Below are 18,627 nucleotides of genomic sequence, written 5' to 3' on the forward strand. Positions count from 1 at the left end.
ATGACAAGGCGACTTTCCGTGGACGGGCTATTCCTCCTGCTGCTCGCGCAGTTCCGGCAGGACGGGGAACCGGCGCGGTGCCACCAGCAGCAGGACCAGCAGCGCGGCCACGGCGGCCGCCGTCGCGCCGAGGAAGATGTGTTCCACGGCGGCGGCCACGGCCTCGCGCAGGTAGCCGGCGGCGGCAGCGGGCAGCAGCTCCGGCCGGTCCAGCGCCTTCGCCACGTCGTCCAGGTGCTCCGGGAGACCGGTTACGGGGGCGTCCGCCAGGCGTGCGGCGATGGTGGCGTTGGCGACGGCGGCGAGCAGGGCGGCGCCCACGCTCTGGCCGACCTGCCGGCAGAACAGCACCGAGGCCGTCGTGGTCCCGCGCTCGGCCCAGCCCACGGTGGACTGGACCCCGACGATCAGTGGCAGCTGGAAGAGGCCGAGGGTGCCGCCCAGCAGCAGCATGATCAGTGCGGGCTGCCAGGGCCGGGCGGGGTGGGGCAGCAGCGTGAAGGAGAACAGGATCACCGCGGCGAACGCGATCCCGACGGCCGCGGTGTTGCGGAAGCCGATGCGCCGGTAGACGTGCTGGCTGCAAGCGGCGGTGACGGGCCAGCTCAGGGTCATCACCGACATGACCAGGCCGGCGCCGACGGGGCCGAGGCCCAGCACGGACTGCGCGTAGGTCGGCATGAACACCATGGGGGCGACCATCAGCAGGCCGAGTGCCCCCATGGCCAGGTTGACGGCGGCGATGGTGCGCCGGCGCCACACCCAGCCGGGCAGGATCGGCTCCGCAGCCCGGCGTTCCACCCGGACCACGACGACGGCCAGCAGCGCGCTCGTGCCCAGCAGCCCGAGCGAGGGTGCGGACAGCCAGGGCCAGGCGACCCCGCCCTGGACGAGCGCGAAGAGCAGCAGTCCGCCGCAGGCGAAGACGGCGAGCGCGCCCGCCCAGTCGACCGGTCCCCGGCGCCCGGGCGACCGTACGGGCTCGGTCAGGTGACGGGAGACCATCCACAGGGCGAGCCCGGCCAGCGGCAGGTTGATCAGGAAGATCCAGCGCCAGTGCGCGTACGAGGCGAGCAGCCCGCCGAGCGCCGGGCCGGCCACGGCCGAGGTGGCCCAGACGCTGGACATCCGGGCCTGGATCCGCGGCCGGTCCCTGAGCGGGTAGAGGTCGGCGGCCAGGGTCTGGATCGTGCCCTGGAGGGCGCCGCCGCCCAGGCCCTGGACGATGCGGAAGGCGATGAGGGCGGCCATGTTCCAGGCGGCCGCGCACAGCAACGAACCGACGAGGAAGAGGCCGATGCCGAAGAGCAGGACGGGCTTGCGGCCGAAGGTGTCGGACAGCTTCCCGTAGACGGGCAGGGTGACGGTCACCGCGAGCAGGTAGCCGGAGAAGAGCCAGGAGAAGACGGAGAACCCGCCGAGTTCGCCCACGATCTGGGGGACGGCGGTGGCCACGACGGTGCTGTCCAGGGCGACGAGGGCCATGCCGAGCATCAGCGAGGCGACCACCGGGGTCGGCGGGCGCGCGGCCGGTCCGGCCGCGGGCGCGCCGCCGGCCCGGTTCTTGGCCGGAATCCCGGCCCCGGGGGTGTCGGCCGCGGGCCCCGAGGGTGTGCCGTCCTGGCTCGCACCCGTGCTCTCCGCCGATGCCACCGAGATTCCTTCCCCCTGCACGTAACTGCGGGGAACACCATCTCACCGCCCCGTGCGGGGCGGTATCCCTCAGGGTCGGTACGCCGAAGGGTGTAGATCCCCTAGGGGGCCCTCGGTACAACGGGCCAGGGGTCGTTCCTCCCGGCGGAGGAGGTGAGCTGCCCCGACGTCTCCTTAACTGGAACCTACGCACCACAGGCCGGGGGGTGGGGTTAACCCCCGGGCGGATACGGCGATGGGCACCAGCGCGCCGCGTCCTCGCCCGGCGGAGACTTCATGACGGCGACGAGCGCACGGCGGTAACAGCCGCACACCGACGCCGACGCATGCAGACGCACGCGGACGCACGCATTCGAAGAGGGAGAAAGACCGTGACAACGGCTATGACCGAAACCAGGCACGGGGGTACTGGAGGGCATGCAGCCGTCGCGGCCCGGGCACGAAAGGTCGTCAAGGCCTACGGCTCGGGGGAGACGCGCGTCGTCGCCCTCGACGACGTCGACGTGGACATCATGCGCGGCCAGTTCACCGCGATCATGGGTCCGTCCGGCTCCGGCAAGTCCACGCTGATGCACTGCCTCGCCGGTCTCGACACGGTGACCAGCGGCCACATCCACCTGGACGACACCGAGATCACCGGGCTGAAGGACAAGAAGCTCACGCAGCTGCGCCGCGACCGGATCGGCTTCATCTTCCAGGCCTTCAACCTGCTGCCCACGCTCAACGCCCTGGAGAACATCACGCTCCCCATGGACATCGCGGGCCGCAAGCCCGACGCGGAGTGGCTGAACCGGGTCGTGGAGACGGTGGGCCTCGCGGGCCGGCTGAAGCACCGCCCGACCGAGCTCTCCGGCGGCCAGCAGCAGCGCGTGGCGGTCGCCCGCGCCCTCGCCGCCCGCCCGCAGATCATCTTCGGCGACGAGCCGACCGGAAACCTGGACTCCAGGGCGGGCGCCGAGGTCCTCGGCTTCCTGCGCCGCTCGGTGGACGAGCTCGGCCAGACGATTGTCATGGTCACGCACGACCCGGTGGCCGCCTCCTACGCCGACCGCGTCATCTTCCTGGCCGACGGCCGGATCGTCGACGAGATCTACGGTCCCACCGCCGACCAGGTCCTGGACCGGATGAAGGACTTCGACGCGCGCGGGCGGACCTCATGAGCAACACCGTCCTGAAGACCTCGCGGCGCAACTTCGTCGCCCACAAGGGACGGATGGCGCTCTCCGCCGTCGCGGTCATGCTCTCCGTCGCCTTCGTCTGCGGCACCCTGGTGTTCACCGACACCATGAACACCACCTTCGACAAGCTGTTCGCCGTCACCAGCTCCGACGTGACCGTCAGCCCGAAGGAGGCCAAGGAGGGGGAGGAGAACCCGGAACGCGGCCGCCCCGAGACCCTGCCCGGCTCGGCCGTCGAGCAGGTCCGCAAGGCCGAAGGCGTCAAGAGCGCCGAGGGCGGCGTCATGTCGACGTCCGTCACGGTCGTCAACGCCAAGAACGAGAACCTGGGCTCGACCACGGGCGCCCCGACCATCGCGGGCAGCTGGAACGAGAACGAGCTCAAGTCCATGAAGATCACCTCGGGCAACGCTCCGCGCGGCCCGACCGAGATGATGGTCGACGCCGACACCGCCGAGAAGCACCACCTGAAGCTCGGTGACGAACTGCGCACGATCGCCTTCACCGGCGACATCCGCGCCAGGATCAGCGGCATCGCCACCTTCACCGTGACCAACCCGGGCGCGGCGATCGTCTACTTCGACACGGCCACCGCGCAGCAGTCGCTGCTCGGCTCCCCCGGCGCCTTCACGCACGTCAACGTCACCGCCAAGGACGGGGTGAGCGACGAGCAGCTCAAGCAGCACGTCGCCGCCGCCGTCGGTGCGGACGCCTACAAGCTGCAGACCGCCAAGGAAGCCGCGGACGCCAACCGCGAGGACGTCGGCTCCTTCCTGAAGGTCATGAAGTACGTGATGCTCGGCTTCGCCTTCATCGCCTTCCTCGTCGGCATCTTCCTGATCTTCAACACCTTCTCGATGCTGGTCGCCCAGCGGACCCGCGAGATCGGCCTGATGCGCGCCATCGGCGCCGACAGCGGGCAGATCCTGAAGTCCGTGGTCCTCGAGGCCTTCCTCCTCGGGATCGTCGGCTCGGTCCTGGGCATCGGCGCCGGCGTGGGCCTGGCCGTCGGACTGATGGAGCTCATGGGCTCCATGGGCATGCACCTGTCCACCGACGACCTGACGATCGCCTGGACCACCCCGGTCATCGGCCTCTACCTCGGCATCAAGGTCACCGTCGTCTCCGCCTCCATCCCGGCCCGCCGGGCCGGCAAGGTCTCCCCGATGGCCGCGCTGCGCGAGTCCGGAACCCCGGGCGACAAGAAGGCCGGCGTCGTCCGTGCCGTCCTCGGCCTGGTCCTCACCGGCATCGGTGGCGCGGGGCTCTTCCTCGCCACGGCCGCCGAGAAGGCCGGCCCCGGATCGCTCTGGCTGGCCCTGGGCGTCGTCTTCACCCTCATCGGCTTCATCGTGATCGGCCCGCTGCTCGCCGCGGGCGTGGTGCGGGTGCTCTCCGGCGTGGTGCTGCGGCCCTTCGGGTCCGTCGGCCGGCTCGCCGAGCGCAACGCCCTGCGCAACCCGCGCCGCACTGGTGCCACCGCCGCCGCGCTGATGATCGGCCTCGCGCTGGTCGCCTGCCTGTCGGTGGTCGGCTCCTCGATGGTGGCCTCCGCGACCGACGAGCTCGACAAGACGGTCGGTGCGGACTACATCGTCCAGTCCGAGACCGACCAGCCCGTGCTGCCGCAGGCCGAGCAGGCGATGCGCGCCATCCCGGGCTTGGACCACGTCACCGCCTACCGGGAGGTGCCGGCCACGATCACCGCCCCCGATGGGACCACGGTGCAGGAGGGCATCGGCGCCAACGACCCGACGTACGCCAAGGACATCCGGCGCAAGATGGTCGCCGGCGAGCACGCGGCGGCGTACGGCAAGGACTCCATGTCGGTCGGTTCCGACTACGCCACCAAGCACGGCATCAAGCTCGGTGACGAGCTGACGGTCGCCTTCACCGGCGGCAACACCGTCAAGCTGAAGGTCGCGGCGATCACCAGCGACGGCGGCAACATCGACAAGACCATGAAGTACATCAGCACCGACCTCGCCCGGGCGAACGTCCCGGCCGACAAGCTGCCGCTCCCCTTCATGATGCTGGCCAGCGCGAAGGACGGTCAGTCGGACGCCACCGCGTACCAGTCGGTCAAGACGGCGATGGCCGAGTACCCGCAGTACAGCGTGCGCAACCAGACCGACTACAAGCAGGCCCTGCAGGACCAGGTCGGCCAACTGCTGAACATGGTCTACGGGCTCCTCGGCCTCGCGATCGTCGTCGCGGTCCTGGGCGTCGTGAACACCCTGGCCCTCTCGGTGGTCGAGCGGACCCGCGAGATCGGCCTGATGCGCGCCATCGGCCTTTCCCGCCGCCAGCTGCGCCGCATGATCCGCCTGGAGTCGGTGGTCATCGCCCTCTTCGGCGCCGTGCTCGGCCTCGGTCTCGGCATGGGCTGGGGGATCGGCGCGCAGCAGCTGCTGGCGCTCCAGGGCCTGAAGGTGCTGGACATCCCGTGGTCGACGATCCTCGGGGTGTTCGCCGCCTCGGCCTTCGTGGGCCTGTTCGCCGCACTGGTCCCGGCCTTCCGGGCAGGGCGGATGAACGTACTGAACGCGATCGCGAGCGAGTAACCGGCTCGCGTTCGTTCGGGGGAATGCCGGTCCGGGACCTCAGGGTCCCGGACCGGCGTCGTCGTACGGGGCCGACGCCGGCCTTCCCCTTCACTCCCGCTGCATCAGGACGATGCCGCCGGCCTCACCCACCAGGGTGAACCGCTCGCCGGGGTGGAGCTGGCGGGCGTAGCCGGTCGGGTCCTCGCCGGCCCACTTGGAGGAGTTGTCGATGGTGATCCAGTCGGGCACCACGCCCTTGCTGCCGCCGATCCACAGCACGCGGCACCGCGAGGTCAGCCGGGTCAGCGGGGTGGTGTCGGCCTCCACGGTCGCCCCGTCGGGGATCCGGTCCAGGAGCCGCTCGATCGCCGTGACCCGCTCGGGCTTCTCGTACGTACGGGCTTCGACGAGCTTGGCCGTCGGCATGGCGGTCGCGCTCAGGGCGAGCGCGGCGGCCAGGACGGCGGTCGGCAGCTGTAGGGCGTACGAGCGCAGCCGGGGCCGCTCGCTCCGCCGGACGGTGTCGATGGCGTCGACCAGGGCGAGGGCCACGACGGGCATGAGGACGGCGCTGTAGTGCCAGTCGGTGGACCAGTAGTGGTCGTCCCCGGACAGGAACCGCCAGCCGAGGGTGGGCGCGGCCACCAGGAGCAGCGGCGAGCGCAGCGCGAGCAGCCCGGAGGTGGGGACCAGCACCCAGGCCAAGGTGGTGAGCTTGGTGCCGATGCCACCGAGCGGACCCGCCCCGTCGATCTTGTCCCAGTAGCCGTATCCCGCGGTGGCGAAGGCCGGTATGAAGACGGTGAACACCAGGACGGCGAAGACGCAGGCCGCGGCGGCGACGCCGAGCGCGGTCACGGCGATCCGCCGGTTGCCGTCGCGGGCCCGCCAGGCCACCACCACGGCCAGCGCGGCGAGCGTGAAGCCGAGGTCCTCCTTGACGAGGACCAGCGGCAGCCCCCACAGCAGGGCGGCCCGCCAGCGCCGGGCGAGCACCGCCTCCAGGGCGAAGGCCAGCAGGGGCACGGCGAAGGCGATCTCGTGGAAGTCGAACTCCACGGCCCGCTGGATGCCCCAGGACAGTCCGTACGCGATGCCGACCGCGAGCCCGCGGGCCCGGCCGAGGAACCGTACGGCCGCCCGGGTGACGGGCACGGCGGACAGCGCGAACAGCGCCGACTGCACCACCAGCAGGGTGAGGGGCCCGGGGAAGACCCGGTAGACGGGGGCGACGAGCGCGATGATCGGGCTGAAGTGGTCCCCGAGGATGTTGGCCCCCGGCCCCTTCAGGTCGGCGACGGGCTCCTGGAGGTGCGCGTACGCGCGGATCGCCTGCTCGAAGATCCCCAGGTCCCAGGAGGCCCAGTCCATCCGTCGGAACCGGCCGACGGACAGGATGAGGTAGACGACGAACAGTCCGGCGGCCACCAGCCAGGGCGGTGCCCACGCGTACCGGTCCGGCTTCGCGGGTGCCGGTACCACCGGCGCCGGGCGGGCTATCGCATCGCTCGTCACGGACTCGTGCTCCTCCGGAGGCAGTGTCTCCCCGGCGGAAGACGACACGGCGAGCTCGGACAGTCAGAACAGGAACATCGTAAAGCGGTGCGGGGGGCGTCGTCGTAGGGTGGGAACCCCCGGCCCGTGCGACGTGTCGGGCCCTTCGCGTTGCCCCCGCACCCGCACCGCACACCTTTCAGACTCCAGACCTTCACCGGACGGAAAGCCTCTTCATGAGCCTGCACGGACTGCTCGACGCCGTCACCCGTGATGCCGCCCTCGCCGAGGCGGTCACCGCGGCCGGGGACGGCAAGCGCATGCACGTGGACCTGGTCGGCCCCGCCGCCGCGCGGCCCTTCGCGATCGCCGCGCTGGCCCGGCAGACGGGGCGCACCGTGCTGGCGGTCACCGCCACCGGGCGCGAGGCCGAGGACCTGGCCGCCGCGCTGCGTTCCCTGCTGCCCCCCGACGAGGTGGTGGAGTACCCCTCCTGGGAGACGCTCCCGCACGAGCGGCTCAGCCCGCGCAGCGACACCATGGGCCGCCGGCTCGCCGTCCTGCGCCGCCTGGTGCACCCGAGCAAGGACGACCCGGCCGCAGGTCCCGTGAGCGTGCTCGTCGCGCCCATCCGGTCCGTGCTCCAGCCGCAGGTCAAGGGGCTCGGGGAGCTGGTCCCGGTCAGCCTGCGGCACGGCGGCGGCGCCGACCTCGGGGAGGTCACCGAGGCGCTGGCCGCCGCCGCGTACGCCCGGGTCGAGCTCGTCGAGAAGCGCGGGGAGTTCGCCGTGCGCGGCGGCATCCTCGATGTGTTCCCGCCCACCGAGGAACACCCGCTGCGCATCGAGTTCTGGGGCGACGAGGTCGAGGAGATCCGTTACTTCAAGGTCGCCGACCAGCGCTCCCTGGAGATCGCCGAACACGGGCTGTGGGCCCCGCCCTGCCGCGAGCTGCTGCTGACCGACGCGGTACGGGAGCGGGCCGCGGCCCTCGCCGAGGCCCATCCCGAGCTCGGCGAGCTGCTGCACAAGATCGCCGAGGGGATCGCCGTGGAGGGCATGGAGTCCCTCGCCCCGGTCCTCGTCGACGAGATGGAACTGCTGATCGACGTGCTGCCCGCCGGGTCGATGGCCGTGGTCTGCGACCCGGAGCGGGTCCGGACCCGGGCCGCCGACCTCGTGGCGACGAGCCAGGAGTTCCTGATGGCCTCCTGGGCGGCCACCGCGGGCGGCGGCGAGGCCCCCATCGACGTCGGCGCGGCCTCGCTCCGCGGGATCGCCGATGTCCGCGAGCGGGCCCGCGAGCTGGACATGATGTGGTGGTCGGTGTCCCCCTTCGCCGCCGACGAGAGCGCGGGCGGCAGCGACACCCTCAAGCTCGGCATGCACGCCCCGGAGGCCTACCGCGGCGACACCGCCCGGGCGCTGGCCGACACCAAGGGCTGGATCGCCGACGGCTGGCACACCGTCTACCTCACCGAGGGCCACGGCCCGGCCGCCCGTACCGTCGAGGTGCTCGGCGGCGAGGGCATCGCGGCCCGGCTGGAGCCGGAACTGCGCGCCCTGGAGCCGAGCCTGGTGCACGTCGCCTGCGGCTCGATCGACAACGGCTTCGTCGATCCGGTGCTGCGCCTGGCCGTGCTCACCGAGACCGACCTGACCGGCCAGCGCACCGCCACCAAGGACCTCGGCCGGATGCCGACCCGGCGCCGCAAGACCATCGACCCGCTGACCCTGGAGGCCGGCGACTACATCGTCCACGAGCAGCACGGCGTGGGCCGCTACGTCGAGATGGTCCAGCGCACGGTGCAGGGGGCCACCCGCGAGTACCTGCTGGTGGAGTACGCGCCGGCCAAGCGCGGGCAGCCCGGCGACCGGCTTTACATCCCCACCGACCAGCTGGAGCAGGTCACCAAGTACGTGGGCGGCGAGGCCCCGACGCTGCACCGGCTCGGCGGCGCCGACTGGACCAAGACCAAGGCGCGCGCGAAGAAGGCGGTCAAGGAGATCGCCGCCGACCTCATCAAGCTCTACAGCGCGCGCATGGCGGCCCCCGGCCACACCTTCGGACCGGACACCCCCTGGCAGCGCGAGCTGGAGGACGCCTTCCCGTACGCGGAGACGCCCGACCAGCTGACCACCATCGCCGAGGTCAAGGAGGACATGGAGAAGTCGGTCCCGATGGACCGGCTGATCTGCGGCGACGTGGGGTACGGCAAGACTGAGATCGCCGTGCGCGCCGCGTTCAAGGCGGTCCAGGACGGCAAGCAGGTCGCCGTCCTCGTCCCCACGACCCTGCTCGTGCAGCAGCACTTCGGCACCTTCTCCGAGCGCTACAGCCAGTTCCCCGTCAAGGTGAAGGCGCTCTCGCGCTTCCAGAGCGAGAGCGAGTCCAAGGCCACCCTGGAGGGTCTCCACGAGGGCTCGGTGGACGTGGTCATCGGCACCCACCGGCTGTTCTCGCAGGAGACGAGGTTCAAGGACCTCGGCCTGGTCATCGTCGACGAGGAGCAGCGCTTCGGCGTGGAGCACAAGGAGCAGCTGAAGAAGCTCCGCGCCAACGTGGACGTGCTCACCATGTCCGCGACCCCGATCCCGCGCACCCTGGAGATGGCGGTGACCGGCATCCGCGAGATGTCGACGATCACCACCCCGCCGGAGGAGCGCCACCCGGTCCTGACCTTCGTCGGCCCGTACGAGGAGAAGCAGATCGGCGCGGCCATCCGCCGCGAGCTGCTGCGCGAGGGCCAGTGCTTCTACATCCACAACCGGGTCGAGTCCATCGACCGGGCGGCCGCCAAGCTGCGCGAGATCGTGCCCGAGGCGCGGATCGCGACGGCCCACGGCCAGATGTCGGAGCAGGCCCTGGAGCAGGTCGTCGTCGACTTCTGGGAGAAGAAGTTCGACGTGCTCGTGTCGACCACGATCGTCGAGTCGGGCATCGACATCTCCAACGCCAACACCCTGATCGTGGAGCGCGGCGACAACTTCGGCCTGAGCCAGCTGCACCAGCTGCGCGGACGCGTCGGGCGCGGCCGCGAGCGCGGGTACGCGTACTTCCTCTACCCGCCGGAGAAGCCGCTGACCGAGACCGCGCACGAGCGGCTCGCGACGATCGCCCAGCACACCGAGATGGGTGCGGGCATGTACGTGGCGATGAAGGACCTGGAGATCCGCGGCGCGGGCAACCTGCTCGGCGGCGAGCAGTCCGGTCACATCGCGGGCGTCGGCTTCGACCTCTACATCCGGATGGTCGGCGAGGCCGTGGCCGACTACCGGGCCGCGGTCGAGGGTCAGGTGGAGGAGGAGCCGCCGCTGGAGGTCAAGATCGAGCTGCCGGTCGACGCGCACGTCCCGCACGACTACGCGCCGGGCGAGCGGCTGCGCCTGCAGGCGTACCGGTCCATCGCCTCCGCCACCTCCGAGGCCGACATCAAGGCGGTCCGCGAGGAACTCACCGACCGCTACGGCAAGCTGCCGGAGCCGGTGGAGAACCTGCTGCTGGTGGCCGGGCTGCGGATGCTGGCCCGGGCCTGCGGGGTCGGGGACATCACCCTCCAGGGCAACAACGTCCGCTTCGGTCCGGTGGAGCTGCGCGAGTCGCAGGAGCTGCGGCTGAAACGGCTCTACCCGGGGACGGTGCTCAAGCCCGCCACCTCGCAGGTGCTGGTTCCGCGCCCGAAGGCGGGCAAGATCGGCGGGAAGCCGGTGGTCGGGCGGGAACTGCTGGCCTGGACGGGGGAGTTCCTCACCACCATCCTCGGCTCGTAGGGGCCGTAGCGGCCGTAGCGGGTGCGCTGACGACGGGAACGGCCGTGGCCGGGGACCTCAGGGGTCCCCGGCCACGGCCGTTCCCGCGTGCGCGGCTCAGCCCAGCTGGTCCGGGTCTATGACGTCCTTGTCGGCCGGGGCCTCGGCCTGGACCGGCTCGTCGAAGCCGGAGAAGGAGACCTCGGCCGGCTCCTTGCCGGTGATGCCCGCCTTGAGCAGGTACGGCGTGCCCTCGGTGGCGACCAGCAGGGTCTCGGTGCCCTCGTCGGTCTTCGTGGTCAGGGTGAGGGCCTTCTGGCCGGAGACCGAGGTGACCTCGCCCTTCTTCGCGCCCTTGCTGTCGTCGAACTCCTTGAGCAGCTCGTCCAGGTCGCACAGGGAGGCGATCTCCTTGGAGTCGGCGTCCGAGGCCTTCGACTTCAGCCAGTGGCCCGCCAGCTGCTTGACCGCCCCGTCCGCCTGGTCCTTGGGCAGGTCCTTCATCTGCGAGCGGTAGAAGGGCTCGTCCGCCTTGATGAACACGAACTCGGCGTTGCGGATCAGCTCGAAGGAGCCCTCCTCGCTGGCGATCGTGCCCCGGCAGTCGCCGGTCTTGCTGACGGCCATGTTCAGCTCCATCGGCTTGCCCTCGTCCCAGATCTTGCCGCTGACGGTGAGCGAGGCGGCGCCGCGCAGGGCGTCGACGGACTTGTCCGCCACCTCGGAGCCGGACAGGTCCGCGAACGGGCCGGAGGCGAAGCAACCGGTGAGGCCGAGGGCGGCGGCGCAGGCGAGGGCGGCGGTGGCGGTGAGGCGGTGGGCGGTGCGCATGGGGACTCTCTAGGGCAGCTGGAAGGGGTAAAGGAAGATTAAAGGAGAAGCGGAAGATCGTGTTCCGCTCACGGGGGAGCGTGACGGTCCGGCGGGTGAAGGCGTGCCGATCACAGCAGATGCATGTGAACCGAGTCAACATGATTCACGGAAGTTCTTGAGTTCACGCTGTGAATCGATCTCTCGAGTGTGAGCGGGTATGCTCCCCGGCATGCCCGAGGAGAACGCCGCAGCAGAGGTCACCGCGGTCACCGCGGCCGAGGTCGCCCGCCTGGCCGGAGTCGGCCGCGCGGCCGTGAGCAACTGGCGGCGCCGCCACGCCGACTTCCCCCAGCCCGTCGGCGGCACCGAGACCAGCCCCTCCTTCTCCCTCGACGAGGTGGAGCACTGGCTGCGCGCCCAGGGCAAGCTCGCCGAGGTTCCGCTGCGCGAACGCGTCTGGCAGCAGATCACCGCCCACCCCGGTGGGGCCGTCACCGCACTCGTCAAGGCGGGCGGCGCCCTGCTCGTCGTACGGGACCGGCCCGCCGACTGGCTGGAGCTGACCGCCGTCTCCGACGCACGCATGTCCACCCTGCTGCGGCCCGTCCTCGACCAGGTGCTCGGCGCGCGCCTCGGGCCCGGCCACGCGCTCGCCGAGATCCCGCTGAACCCGGCCACCATGCCGCTGCTGCGGGCCGCCGCCGAACTCGCCGCCGAACTCGGGGCCCGCCAGGCCTTCGAGTTCCTCCTCGGGCGCCACCTCGACGCCAACCCCCGCCAGTACACGCTCACCCCGGACGGCCTCGCCGGGCTCATGGCCGCCCTCGCCGGACCCTCCTCCCGCACCGTCCTCGACCCCGCCTGCGGCACCGGCACCCTGCTGCGGGCCGTCCCCGGCGCCACCGCCCTGTACGCGCAGGACTCCGCGCCCGAACTCGCCGCGCTCGCCGCCCTGCGCCTCGCCCTGAACGGAACGCCCCAGGTCCGCGCGGCCGCCGCCGACAGCCTGCGGGCCGACGCCTTCGCCCCGGACACGGTCGACGCCGTGCTCTGCCACCCGCCGTTCAACGAACGCGGCTGGGGCCACGAGGAACTGGCCTACGACCCGCGCTGGGAGTACGGCTTCCCGGCCCGCACCGAATCCGAACTCGCCTGGGTCCAGCACGCCCTGGCCCACCTGCGCGAAGGCGGCACCGCCGTCCTGCTCATGCCGCCCGCCGTCGCCGCCCGCCGCTCGGGCCGCCGCATCCGCGCCGACCTGCTGCGCCGCGGCGCGCTGCGGGCCGTCGTCGCGCTCCCCGCCGGCGCCGCGCCCCCGTACGGGATCCCCCTGCACCTGTGGGTGCTGCGCCGGCCCGCCCCGCACGCGGCGCCCCCGGCCGGGCTGCTGCTCATCGACACCGCGGCGCTCGCCGCCGACACCCCGCTGCGCACGGCGTGGCCCGCCGTGCACGGCGCGGTGGAGGACGCCTGGAGCGCGTACGACCGCACCGGCTCCCTCGCGCCGGCGCCCGGCGTCAGCCGCGTCGTCCCCGTCATCGAGCTGCTGGACGACGACGTGGACCTCACCCCCGCCCGCCACCTGCCCCCGCCGGCCGCCGGCGGCGGCCCGGCCGAGCTGACCGCCGTACGGGAGAAGCTCGGCGAGACCCTCGGCCGGGCCGCCCGGCTCACCCCGCCGCCCGCGGCGGCGCCCGCCGGGGGCACGGCCCGACCGCCGATGACCACCGTCGGCGAACTCGCCCGCGCCGGAGCCCTGGAGCTGCACACCGGCACCGGCGGCGGAACCGGCTCGGCCCCCGTCCTCACCGAACAGGACGTCTCCACCGGGAGCGGCCCCTCCGGCACCCTGGTGCCCACCGCCGACGAGCCCGTGCTCACCGCCCCCGGCGACGTACTCGTCCCCCTCGTCGGCGGCGCGGCCATCGCCCGGGTCGTCGACGAGGCCGTCGCGGGCGCGGTACCGGGGCGCGGCCTGGCCCTGCTGCGCCCCGACCCCGACGCCCTCGACCCGTGGTTCCTGGCCGGATTCCTGCGCGGCACCGCCAACACCCGCCGCGCCAGCAGCCACGCCTCCACCGCCACCCGGCTCGACGTGCGCCGGCTCCAGCTGCCCCGGCTGCCCCTGGCACAACAGCAGAGCTACGGGCTCCGCTTCCGCGCACTCGCCGAGTTCGAGGACGCACTGCGGCTGGCGGGCCGGCTCGGCGAACAACTCGTACAGGGTTTCCACGACGGTCTCTCCGACGGCACGGTCACGCCGGAGTGAACGGCCGTGCAGCGAGCGTGCAACGGTTGCGCGCATCCCCTCACCCCTGGCCGGGAACGCTGTATACCCTCAGACCCGAAACTTCTTCCGCACGGCCCGTCAGGAGCAGCGATGCACGGCCCCGGCCTTCCGCCGCAGCACGGCCCCCAGTCCGATTCGGGGGGTGTGATGGCATTGCGCGTGCTGTTCGTGCTGCTGCCCATCCTCAGCTGCGGCTTCCTCGCCTGGGGGTCGTTGCTGCGGCTCGCCCTGGTCACCCGCAAGTCCCGTGACTGGACGCTGATGGTGGTCAGCGGTGTGCTCGCCGTCGTGTGGATGACGCTCATCCAGATCGACCCCACCCCCGACGTCAACGGCTGGCAGGGCAACCTGGGCGCCGGCGGCTCGATCTTCAGCGGACTCGCGATCTGCGTGTACTTCCTCGTCGCCGACATCAAGCACCACGAGGCCCGGCGGTCGGCCCCGACCGCGCAGTGGTACCCGGCGCAGTCCGCTCCGTACGTCCACCCGCAGCCGTCCGGGCCCGCCTACGGGTACCCGCCCGCCACGGCCACCACCCGGCCCTCCACCCCGACGCCGACCCCCGCGCAGACCCCGGCACCTCCGCAGGTGCCGCCGCAGCCGACGCCGCCCCCGCGCATCGGGCAGGTCCGCGCCGAGCTCGACGAGCTCAGCGAGCTGCTGCGCAAGCAGACCCCGCCGGCCGGCGGCCCCCGCCACGATCCCCACCAGACCCCGTTCCAGGACCCCCAGCAGTGACCGACCGGCTCATCGGCGACCGCTACCAGCTCGCGACCGTCCTCGGCCAGGGCGGCATGGGCCAGGTCTGGACCGCCTACGACCGGCGCCTGGACCGCCGCGTCGCCGTCAAACTGCTGCGCCCCGACAAGGTCGCGGGCCCCGGCACGGTCGCCGAAGAACTGCGCCGCCGCTTCGTGCGCGAGTGCCGGGTCACCGCACAGGTCGACCACCCCGGCCTGGTCACCGTCCACGACGCGGGCAGCGACGGCGACGAACTCTTCCTCGTCATGGGCTACGTGGAGGGCGCCGACCTCGCCGACCACCTCGCCGAGCACGACCCCTACCCCTGGCAGTGGGCGGTCGCCGTCGTCGCGCAGCTGTGCTCGGTGCTGTCGGCCGTGCACGCGGTGCCGATCGTGCACCGCGACCTGAAGCCGCGCAACGTGATGGTCCGCCCGGACGGCACCGTGCTCGTCCTGGACCTCGGCGTGGCCTCGGTGATGGACACCGACACCACCCGTCTCACCAGCACCGGCTCGCCCATCGGTAGCCCCGCGTACATGGCGCCCGAGCAGGCCATGGGCGGCGCCGTGGGCCCGTACACCGACCTGTACGCCCTCGGCGTGCTGCTGTACGAACTCCTCAGCGGCAACGTCCCCTTCGCCGGATCCACCGCCCTCGGCGTCCTGCACCGCCACCTGTACGAGCCCCCGCTCCCGGTCCGCCAGATGCGCCCGGAGATCCCGCCGGAGCTGGAGAAGCTCCTGCTCCACCTCCTCGCCAAGGACCCGCAGGACCGGCCCTCCTCCGCCCAGGAGGTCTACGAGGCCCTGGCCCCGCTGCTTCCCGCCCGCGACAGCCGCACCCCCTCCGGCCCGCTCGACCCGACCCGGCCCTTCCTGCGCCCGCAGGCACCCTGGCCGGACCGGGCCGCGGCCATCCCCCCGCGGCCGAGCACCCCGCCCGCGCCGCCCAAGGCCGACGTGCCCGGCGCCGTGGACGAGGCCCGCAAGCTCCTGGACGAGGGGCGGCTCACCCAGGCCGTGGACATCCTCGGCGGCATCCTCCCGGCGGCGGCCGCCGAGCACGGGGAGCACTCCCCGGTGGTCCGCTCCCTGCGCAAGCAGTACGCCGCCACGCTCATGGACGACGGCCAGTACCGGCGCGCCCTGCCGGAACTGCGCCGCCTCGCCGACGAGTTCCCGGCCGGGGACCCCCAGTCGCTGCGCTTCCGCTACGACTCGGCCCAGTGCCTGGAGCAACTGGGCGAGCCGGCCGCCGCGCTGGCGGAGTACCGCTCGCTGCTCCCGTTCTTCGAGAACCACTACGCCAACCCGGACCCGGGTCTACCGCTGGAGGTCCGCCGCCGGATAGCCCACCTGCTGCTCTCCCTCGGCGACCGCCAGGCGGCCCACGACACCCTGGCCCGGCTGCTGTTCGACGCGGAACGGCTGCACGGCCCGGGCCACCCCTTCCCGGCCGAGATCCGCCGCACCCTGCACTGGCTCAGCCAGGTCCGCTGACCGAGCGGGTGGTGCGGCGGGCCCGGGCCCGCCCCCGCAGCGCCGCGAGCAGCAGGATCCCCGACGCGCCCGCCATGACCGCCAGCCCCGGAACCAGACCCGGCGGGCGGAACGCGCAGCTCACCCCGGTGGTGCCGGGGGAGAGCGGGACCGCCACCAGGCCCAGGTGGCTGGCGGCCGGGCGGCCGTTGCAGGTCCAGCCGGCGATCGCGGGGGCCGAGAGGACCGCCGTGCCGGTCGTGCCCGGCGGGAGCGTGGCGTGGACCTCGGAGGCGCCGACCCGGACCGAGGTCGCGGACGTTGCCCGCAGGTCGGCCACCGCGGCGTCGAGCCGCGCCCGGTCCAGGCAGGACAGGGTCCACCGCGGGGGCGGGGCCGCGTCGAAGACCAGCACCGAGGACTCCCCGCGGGAGGGGCCCATCGGCTGGAGGGCGGCCCGGTTGCGGGGGGCGTTGCCGTTCAGGCGGAAGGCGGGGCCGTCCGCGAGGCGGGCCGTCGCGTTGTACTCGGGGGCCCACAGGTAGGCCTCCGTGCCCGCGCGGCAGGTGCCGGGGGCGAGCGGGTCCTCGTACACCCGGGCGCCCAGCAGCGCTTCCTGGTTGGCGAAGGGGGAGTCGTCGGCGTAGGAGAGGGGGGCTCCGGGCGGGCGGGTCGTCACCAGCGGCGGCACCTGGGCGCGGCGGACCGTGCCGTCGGGCTGTAGCCGTGCGCCGACCGCGAAGACGGCGTCCGTGACCGGGTTGTCGATGCTCTGGACGTTGCGTCCGCGCGAGGTCCAGCCCGCCCCGAGCGCGACCATCGTGCGGGTGAACACGTCCGGGGTGTGGCTGCTGTAGTAGGCGCCGCCCTCGCCGCCGAGCAGCAGCGGGTCGTTGCCCGTCAGGGCGGGCCGGCTCGGGTCGGTGCGGTACGCGGGCCAGCCCTCGGCACCGGCCAGGGCCTCGGCGCGCGCGGTGTGCGCCGGCCCCCAGGACGGGTAGTCGTCCAGGCCGCCCAGCTTGCCCTTGTGGCCGTAGGCGGTGGTCGCGGCGGCCTGGGCCAGCAGGACCAGCGCGAGCAGCCCGGCCGCCGGCCACGCGGCGCGGCGGTGGCGCAGCGCCCACCAGGCCGCACCCGCCAGCACCAGCCCGCCGGCGAAGAGCGCGTAGCCGGCCGCCGTCACCAGGGGGCTGTCGTGCGCCCACAGCACGGCGGCCGTCAGGACGCCGGCACCCGCGGCCAGCGCCGGCGGCCGGGGCGGGCCCGCGGCCAGCCCGGTCCAGGCGGCGATCACGGCGATCCCGGCCAGCACGAAGGTCTGCCGGTACGGGCTTCCGTTCGGGGTGGCGAACAGGTGCCAGGCCAGATGGGTCGGCGCCCACTGGAGGGACAGCGCCACGGCCACGGTCAGCCCCGCCCACCACAGCCGGGTGCGCGCCGGGACCGCCCGGTGGAAGGGCAGCGCGGCCACCAGCAGCAGGGTCCCGGTGCCCACGAAGACGGCGGGGGAGGAGAAGGAGTACGTCCCCGGCAGCAGCCGTGCGAACAGGTCCGCCCAGGTCACCGGCCGGAACTCCTTGACCCATCCCGGATAGGCCCGCCCGGAGCTGAGGAAGAGGGGCAGGAGGACGGGTGCCGCGAGCGCGATCCCGAGCACGGTGGTCCCGGCGCCCCGCGCGATCACCGCCAGCCGGCTCCGGACGCCCTCCCGGGTGAGCACCACCCGTACCAGCAGCACCAGCGCCGCACCCAGCGTCGCCATGTAGGCGGTGTAGAAGTTCGCCGTCCAGCAGACCGCGACGACCAGCGGCGCGAGCAGGATCCGGCGCCCGCGCAGGGCCCATTCACCGGTCAGGCACAGCAGGGGGAAGGCGATCAGCCCGTCCAGCCACATCGGGTTGTACGAGGCCTCGATCACCGACCAGCCGCACAGCGCGTACGAGGCCCCGAGCAGCCCGGCGGCCCACCAGGGACCGCGGCGCTGCGTGCGCAGCAGCCAGGCCATCGCCGCCGCCGCGGCCGATGTCTTGAGCACGGTCACGACGTACACGGCGAGGTCGATGTCCGCGCGCGGGAAGAGCCCGACGAGGACGGCGAAGGGGCTGGTCAGGTAGGTGCCCAGGTCCGGCAGGAGGCTCATGCCGTAGCCGGAGCGCCAGTTGAGCAGCAGCCCGCCCTCCGCGCGGCCGTGCAGGAGGTCCCACAGCTGCGCGTGGAAGGGGACGAACTGGTTGCCGAGGTCGTTGACGCTGCGGTGGCGCGGTCCGTAGGGGAACACGCGGGCGGCGGCGTCCCCGGCGCACACGGCGACCGCCGTGATCAGGGCGGCGAGCGCCGAGCCGAGCAGACTCCGGCGGCGCGGTGAGCCGTGCGGCGAGCTGCGCGGTGGGGGAGGCGGCGAGGGACGCGGTGCGGGACGCGGCGAGGGGTGCGGCGAGCGGTGCGTTGTCGACATGGTGGGCCGACCTTGGCAGGGCCGGATGACCGAAGGGTGGCCTCAGGGTTGCCGGTGGCCGATCCGGGCGGTGCGGCGGGAGCAGGGTCCCCAGAACGGGTGATGGGTGGCGCGCCGGACACGCCGGCGCCCGCCGGCTCACCTATGAACGGTGCGTGTTCGGTCCGCGCGCGAATCGTTGGTCGAACCGGTGGTCCGGATCACCGTGACCTCATAACATCGATCAC

At 72.9% G+C, this 18,627-nt stretch carries 10 protein-coding genes; 6 read left to right on the forward strand and 4 right to left on the reverse strand.

Features of this window, described 5'->3' with window-relative positions; genetic code table 11:
* Positions 1-27: 27 nt before the first annotated feature.
* A complete protein-coding gene (locus OG594_RS05475) occupies positions 28-1,653 on the reverse strand; it encodes an MFS transporter (protein WP_266595702.1) in 1,626 nt (541 codons plus the stop codon).
* Positions 1,654-2,024: 371 nt separating this feature from the next.
* Between OG594_RS05475 and OG594_RS05480 the strand changes: the two genes are divergently transcribed.
* Both OG594_RS05480 and OG594_RS05485 read left to right on the forward strand, forming a co-directional pair.
* Positions 2,025-2,813 (forward strand): ABC transporter ATP-binding protein, encoded by a 789-nt coding sequence (locus OG594_RS05480; RefSeq protein WP_266595704.1) that lies wholly within the window; start codon positions 2,025-2,027, stop codon positions 2,811-2,813.
* Entirely contained in the window at positions 2,810-5,395 is a 2,586-nt protein-coding gene (locus OG594_RS05485; protein ID WP_266595706.1) for an ABC transporter permease, read from the forward strand. The genes OG594_RS05480 and OG594_RS05485 overlap by 4 nt, the downstream gene beginning before the upstream one ends.
* A gap of 90 nt (positions 5,396-5,485) precedes the next feature.
* Here the strand turns inward: OG594_RS05485 and OG594_RS05490 are convergent, their stop codons facing one another.
* Entirely contained in the window at positions 5,486-6,859 is a 1,374-nt protein-coding gene (locus OG594_RS05490) for a DUF2079 domain-containing protein (RefSeq protein WP_266602638.1), read from the reverse strand.
* A 248-nt stretch (positions 6,860-7,107) separates the two neighbouring features.
* Between OG594_RS05490 and mfd the strand changes: the two genes are divergently transcribed.
* Complete coding sequence (mfd, locus tag OG594_RS05495) at positions 7,108-10,641, forward strand: transcription-repair coupling factor (RefSeq protein WP_266595708.1); 3,534 nt, start codon at positions 7,108-7,110, stop codon at positions 10,639-10,641.
* A 96-nt stretch (positions 10,642-10,737) separates the two neighbouring features.
* On the opposite strand, the gene OG594_RS05500 is transcribed toward mfd, so the two are convergent.
* Complete coding sequence (locus OG594_RS05500) at positions 10,738-11,451, reverse strand: hypothetical protein (RefSeq protein ID WP_266595710.1); 714 nt, start codon at positions 11,449-11,451, stop codon at positions 10,738-10,740.
* Between the two features lie 211 nt (positions 11,452-11,662).
* Between OG594_RS05500 and OG594_RS05505 the strand changes: the two genes are divergently transcribed.
* The 3 genes from OG594_RS05505 to OG594_RS05515 all read left to right on the forward strand — a co-directional run bounded on the left by OG594_RS05505 (position 11,663) and on the right by OG594_RS05515 (position 15,966).
* A complete protein-coding gene (locus OG594_RS05505; RefSeq protein WP_266595712.1) occupies positions 11,663-13,702 on the forward strand; it encodes an N-6 DNA methylase in 2,040 nt (679 codons plus the stop codon).
* Between the two features lie 168 nt (positions 13,703-13,870).
* A complete protein-coding gene (locus OG594_RS05510; RefSeq protein ID WP_266595714.1) occupies positions 13,871-14,461 on the forward strand; it encodes a hypothetical protein in 591 nt (196 codons plus the stop codon).
* The gene (locus OG594_RS05515; protein ID WP_266595716.1) at positions 14,458-15,966 is read left to right on the forward strand and encodes a serine/threonine-protein kinase; all 1,509 of its coding nucleotides are present in this window, start codon (positions 14,458-14,460) and stop codon (positions 15,964-15,966) included. The genes OG594_RS05510 and OG594_RS05515 overlap by 4 nt, the downstream gene beginning before the upstream one ends.
* On the opposite strand, the gene OG594_RS05520 is transcribed toward OG594_RS05515, so the two are convergent.
* A complete protein-coding gene (locus OG594_RS05520; RefSeq protein WP_266595718.1) occupies positions 15,950-18,400 on the reverse strand; it encodes a YfhO family protein in 2,451 nt (816 codons plus the stop codon). The genes OG594_RS05515 and OG594_RS05520 overlap by 17 nt on opposite strands.
* Positions 18,401-18,627 lie beyond the last annotated feature (227 nt).

The organism is Streptomyces sp. NBC_01214 (assembly GCF_026340975.1).
Lineage (GTDB): Bacteria > Actinomycetota > Actinomycetes > Streptomycetales > Streptomycetaceae > Streptomyces.

What these genes read in the sequence shown, in the direction of transcription:
- OG594_RS05500 (WP_266595710.1), bottom strand. Translation starts at nt 11,451, where the DNA reads ATGCGCACCGCCCACCGCCTCACCGCCACCGCCGCCCTCGCCTGCGCC.
- OG594_RS05510 (WP_266595714.1), top strand. Translation starts at nt 13,871, where the DNA reads ATGGCATTGCGCGTGCTGTTCGTGCTGCTGCCCATCCTCAGCTGCGGC.
- mfd (WP_266595708.1), top strand. Translation starts at nt 7,108, where the DNA reads ATGAGCCTGCACGGACTGCTCGACGCCGTCACCCGTGATGCCGCCCTC.
- OG594_RS05505 (WP_266595712.1), top strand. Translation starts at nt 11,663, where the DNA reads ATGCCCGAGGAGAACGCCGCAGCAGAGGTCACCGCGGTCACCGCGGCC.
- OG594_RS05520 (WP_266595718.1), bottom strand. Translation starts at nt 18,400, where the DNA reads ATGTCGACAACGCACCGCTCGCCGCACCCCTCGCCGCGTCCCGCACCG.
- OG594_RS05485 (WP_266595706.1), top strand. Translation starts at nt 2,810, where the DNA reads ATGAGCAACACCGTCCTGAAGACCTCGCGGCGCAACTTCGTCGCCCAC.